This is a genomic window from Streptomyces sp. NPDC059456 (assembly GCF_042750055.1).
Taxonomy (GTDB): Bacteria; Actinomycetota; Actinomycetes; order Streptomycetales; family Streptomycetaceae; genus Streptomyces.
This window is the reverse complement of record NZ_JBHYVA010000626.1, coordinates 1-5,060: the sequence shown is the minus strand read 5'-3', so window position 1 is coordinate 5,060 and position 5,060 is coordinate 1. Positions and strand designations below refer to the sequence as shown.

Genomic DNA, 5,060 nt, shown 5'->3' with positions numbered 1-5,060 from the left:
CGAGCCGGCCCCGGAGGTGCCCGTGGGGGGCGCCCCCCGCGCCGGGGGGGGGGCCCCCGGGCCCCGGGGGGGGGGGGAGCGCACGGGCGCGGCCGCCCGGGGGGGGGCGGGCGGGCGAGGCGGGGGCGGACGCTCCCGGCGGCGCACCCGAGCTCGCGCAGTCCCCGGTGAACCCGGCGGGCCTGGGCACCGGGCGCCGTCGCGGCCGGGACGGAGACGGAAGCGGAACCGGCGGCGAGGCGGTTCAGAGCGGTCCCGGCCGGCCCGTTCCCCCGCAGGGCACCGCCATGCCCGCGCTCCCGCCGGCACCGCAGCCGGCTCCCGGCCCCGGTACGCCGGCGGGCCCGGCGACGCCCGTGCCGGCGACGACGCCCGTGCCGCCGGGGCCCGTACCGCCCGGGCCCGTGCCGCCGGTTCCGGTGACCGAGCACCCCGCCGGGCGGCGGCGCGCGCTGGGTCCGGCCGGCGCTCCGCAGCCCGCCGGTCCCGTGCCCGCGACGGGCCTCGGCCCGGTCCCGGCCACCGCCCAGGCCCCCGCACGTCCCATCGCCCCGGAGGGCGGCTTCGCGCTGCCCGCCGGCCCGACCCCGGCGGCGGCTCCCGCACCTGCCCAGGGCCCGGCCGCCCCTGCCCCTGTTGCCGCTCCTGCTCCTGTTGCCGCTCCTGCCGCGGGCGCCGCACCGGGCCCCGACGAGACCGCGGGCGACGCCCCGGCCGGGCGCCGCGGCCGCCGGGTGCTGGCCGCGCCCGGCGGCGAACCCGCGGCTCCCGCCGCACAGCCGGCCGCCGGCACGGAAGAGCCCGTACCGCCGACCGGCCGGCGGCGTGCGCTGCCCGCCACTCCGGCCTGGCCGGCTCCGGCGGCCCGGACCGCCGCCGAGGACGAGGAGGCCGCCGGACAGGCGGCCGTGCCCGCGGCCCGGCAGCCGCAGGACGCTCCGGAGGAGGCCACGCCCAAGCCGTTCAGCGTGCGCGCCCTCGGCACCCTCGGCCAGGGCATCTCGGTCGACTCCACGAGCACCAACGGCGCGGGCGGCACGGGCGGCTCCGGCCGTCGGCGCCGGCTCGCCGAGCCCGCGCCGCAGGGCCGGGCGTTCGCGATAGGAGCTCCCGAGGCGGGCTCCGACGAGGGCCCCGAGCCGCTGGACGGCCCGGGCGGCGCCGTCGAGGTCGTCAACCGGCCCGTACCGCTGCCCGTGGACGACGAGCTTCCGCCGGAGCCGCTGGACAACCCGCGCCGCCTCCTGGTGTGGCCGGCGCCCGACGTGCAGACCCAGCAGGCGCTCAGCGACCGGGGCTACCGCCCGGTGATCGTGCACTCCCGCGAGGAAGTGGACGCACAGATCGCCGCGTTCCCCGCCGCCCTGTTCGTGGACCCGCTGACCGGGCCGATCACCCGTACCGCCCTGCAGTCCCTGCGTCAGGCCGCGATCGCCGCGGAGGTGCCCGTACTGGTCACGGCCGGGCTGGGGCACGCCACGCGCGAGGCGGCGTACGGGGCCGATCCGGCCGTCCTGCTCAAGGCGCTCGCGCCGCGCGACAGCGAGCAGCACCCCTCCCGGGTGCTGCTGATCGAGGAGCACGACGAGATCGCCACGGCGCTGACGGCCGCCCTGGAACGGCGCGGCCTGCACGTCGCCCGGGCGGGTGCGGACACCGACGCGGTGGAGCTGGCGACGCAGATGCGGCCCAACCTGGTCGTCATGGACCTGATGCAGGTCCGGCGCCGGCGGTCCGGAATCGTGGACTGGCTGCGCGCCAACGGGCAGCTGAACCGGACGCCGCTGGTCGTCTACACGACCGCGGGGATCGACCCGGCCGAACTGCCGCGGCTGGCCTCCGGGGAGAGCGTGCTGTTCCTCGCCGAGCGGTCCACCACGGCCGACGTCCAGGGCCGCATCGTGGACCTGCTGGCCAAGATCGGCACCAACTAGTCATCCTGGCCCGATGGCCATCATCGACGCGAGTGAGCAGACCGTCCCCGCCGACAACGGCGAGGTGAACCTGCTCATCGCCCGGCAGGTGGAACCGGGGCACGAGGAGACGTTCGAGGCCTGGGCCCACGGCATCCTGGAGACGGCCGCGACGTTTCCCGGGCACCTGGGGTACGGGCTGTTCCGGCCGGCCACGGACGGCGGGCCGTGGTTCCTGGTCCACCGCTTCCGGGACCAGGCGGCCTTCCGGCGGTGGCAGGACTCGGCCGAGCGCGCCCAGTGGTTCTCCAACTGCCTCGGGCACCACCACACCGAGATAGCCCGGCGCGAACTGCACGGCATGGAGACGTGGTTCGCGAAGCCGGGTACGACCCGGCCCGCGCCGCCGCGCTGGAAGATGGCGATCAGCTCGGGGCTGGCCATCTTCCCGATCTCGCTCGCCGGGAACGCCGTGCTCGGGCCGTACCTGGTGAACGTGCACTTCGTCCTGCGGACGGCCGCCTTCGCCGTCGTCTTCAGCACCCTGATGACGTACCTGGCGATGCCGGCCGTCAGCAGGCTGCTGCGGCCCTGGCTGACGAAGGCCGGCCAGGGCTGAGCAGGGACGGCCCGGGAACGGTCCGTCGCGTCAGCCGAGCGTGGTGACGACCAGCTCGCCGTCCGCGTACTGCTTGCGGATCACCTTCTTGTCGAACTTGCCGACGCTGGTCTTCGGGACGGCCGCGACGAACGTCCAGCGCTCGGGCAGCTGCCACTTGGCGATGGACTGGCCGAGGAAGACGTGCAGACCCGTGTGGTCCACGGTCGCGCCGTCCTTGAGGACCACGGTGGCCAGGGGGCGTTCGCCCCACTTGTCGTCCGGGACGGCGACGACCGCCGCCTCCGCGACCTCGGGGTGCGCCATCAGGGCGTTCTCCAGCTCGACGCTGGAGATCCACTCGCCGCCGGACTTGATGACGTCCTTGGCCCGGTCGGTCAGCGTGAGGTAGCCGTCGGGGCTGATCACGCCGACGTCGCCGGTCTTGAGCCAGCCGTCCGCGCTGAACTTGTCCTCGGGACGCAGCGCTTCGCCGGACGCGCCGCCGTAGTAGGCCCCCGCGATCCAGTTGCCGCGCACCTCCAGCTCGCCCGCCGACTCACCGTCCCAGGGCAGGACGTCGCCCGCGGGGCCCACCAGGCGCGGCTCGACGCCCGCCGGGAACCGGCCCTGGGTGACCCGGTACGGCCACTCCTCCTCGGTGCTCAGGCCGGCCGGCGGGTGCGCCATGGTGCCGAGCGGGGAGGTCTCGGTCATGCCCCAGGCGTGGCAGAGGCGGACGCCGAGCTTGTCGTAGGCGGCCATCAGGGAGGGCGGACAGGCCGCGCCGCCGATGGTGACCTGCTTCATGGAGGTGAGGTCGCGCGGCTTGGCGGTGACCTCGGCGAGCAGCCCCTGCCAGATGGTGGGGACGGCCGCGGCGTGCGTGGGCTTCTCCTGCTCGATCATCTCGGCGAGCGGGGCGGGCTGCAGGAAGCGGTCCGGCATCAGCATGTTGATGCCGGTCATGAAGGTGGCGTGGGGCAGGCCCCAGGCGTTCACGTGGAACTGCGGGACGACGATGAGGGTGGTGTCCCGGTCGGTCAGGCCCATCGACTCGGTCATGTTGACCTGCATGGAGTGCAGGTAGACCGAGCGGTGGGAGTAGACGACGCCCTTGGGGTCGCCCGTGGTCCCGGAGGTGTAGCACATGGCGGCGGCCGAGCGCTCGTCCAGCTGCGGCCAGTCGTAGTGCTCGGAGCGGCCCGCCAGGAGTTCCTCGTACTCGTGGACGCGGACGTCCAGCCCGTCGAGTGCGGAGCGGTCGCCGATGCCGGAGACCACCACGTGCTCGACGGTGGGCAGGTGCGGCAGCAGCGGTGCCAGCAGCGGCAGCAGGGTCCCGTTGACGAGCACGACCCGGTCGACCGCGTGGTTGACGATGAAGACCAGCTGCTCGGGAGGCAGGCGGAGGTTGAGGGTGTGGAGGACCGCGCCCATGGACGGGATCGCGAAGTAGGCCTCGACGTGCTCCGCGTTGTTCCACATCAGGGTGGCCACCCTGTCGTCCTGCCGGACGCCGAGCTCGTCGCGCAGGGCGTTGGCGAGGCGGGTGGCGCGGGTACCGATCTCGGCGAAGCTGCGGCGGTGCGGCTCGGCCTCCCCGGTCCAGGTCGTGACCTGGGATTTACCGTGGATCGTCATGCCGTGCTGAAGTATGCGGCTGACGAGGAGCGGTACGTCCTGCATGGTGCTCAGCAAAGCGTCCTCCCGGTGGGCGCTGCGGCGCTGCGGCGGCTACGGATGCTGCCGATTCTGCGCGCATACCGGTCGGCATGTCACTACCCGGCGGTACAAACACGGCAGGTAATCGCTGTTCGGGTACGCGGGGTGGCATCGTGCACAGGCCGGGGACGGAGCGGCGGTGCACGGCGCACAGGACGGGTCCCGTGGATGTTTCACGTGAAACGTCGGAGCCGTCAGCGGACCGGGGTGAGTTCCGGGTCCTCGCGGAGCTTGACCAGGGCCCGCGAGACGGCGCTCTTGACCGTGCCGATCGAGACCCCGAGCAGCTCGGCGGTCTGTGCCTCGCTCAGGTCCTCGTAGTACCGCAGGACGACCATGGCGCGCTGCCGGTCGGGCAGGCGGGTGACCGCGCGCCACATCGCGTCGCGCAGGGCCTGCGCCTCGGCGGGGTCGGCGGACGGTGTGACCTCGGGCTCCGGGAGCTCGTCGCAGGCGAACTCGTCGACCTTGCGCTTGCGCCACTGGGAGGTACGGGTGTTGACCAGGGCCCGCCGGACGTATCCGTCGAGGGCGCGGTGGTCCTCGATGCGGTCCCAGGCGACGTAGGTCTTGGTGAGGGCCGTCTGGAGCAGGTCCTCGGCATCGCACGGGTTGGCGGTGAGCGAGCGTGCGGTGCGCATCAGGACCGTGCCGCGGGTCCGGACGTACGCCGAGAACGACGGGTACGGCGTCGGGTTCGAGGCGAGCGTGCACACAGGCGTGGTCATGGCTCCACGCTAGAAGCGCGGTCTGCGCCTGGGATCGGCCGCAAGTGCCGAAGCCGGGTCCATCTCAGGTTGTAGGGGTGGGGTCCGCCCCACCTC

Annotated in this window: 3 protein-coding genes and 1 pseudogene; 2 read left to right on the top strand and 2 right to left on the bottom strand. The window is 74.4% G+C overall.

The features are described 5' to 3' along the window. Both ACFXA3_RS35025 and ACFXA3_RS35020 read left to right on the top strand, forming a co-directional pair. Window positions 1-1,934, top strand: a pseudogene (locus ACFXA3_RS35025) (hypothetical protein); the annotation flags it as partial. A 13-nt stretch (window positions 1,935-1,947) separates the two neighbouring features. Continuing rightward, the gene (locus tag ACFXA3_RS35020; protein ID WP_385193799.1) at window positions 1,948-2,532 is read left to right on the top strand and encodes an antibiotic biosynthesis monooxygenase; all 585 of its coding nucleotides are present in this window, start codon (window positions 1,948-1,950) and stop codon (window positions 2,530-2,532) included. A gap of 30 nt (window positions 2,533-2,562) precedes the next feature. On the opposite strand, the gene ACFXA3_RS35015 is transcribed toward ACFXA3_RS35020, so the two are convergent. Then, the gene (locus ACFXA3_RS35015; protein ID WP_385193796.1) at window positions 2,563-4,212 is read right to left on the bottom strand and encodes a long-chain fatty acid--CoA ligase; all 1,650 of its coding nucleotides are present in this window, start codon (window positions 4,210-4,212) and stop codon (window positions 2,563-2,565) included. 218 nt (window positions 4,213-4,430) lie between these two features. Further along, window positions 4,431-4,964: a SigE family RNA polymerase sigma factor gene (locus tag ACFXA3_RS35010; RefSeq protein ID WP_385193792.1), complete on the bottom strand. Its 534-nt coding sequence runs from the start codon at window positions 4,962-4,964 to the stop codon at window positions 4,431-4,433. Window positions 4,965-5,060 lie beyond the last annotated feature (96 nt).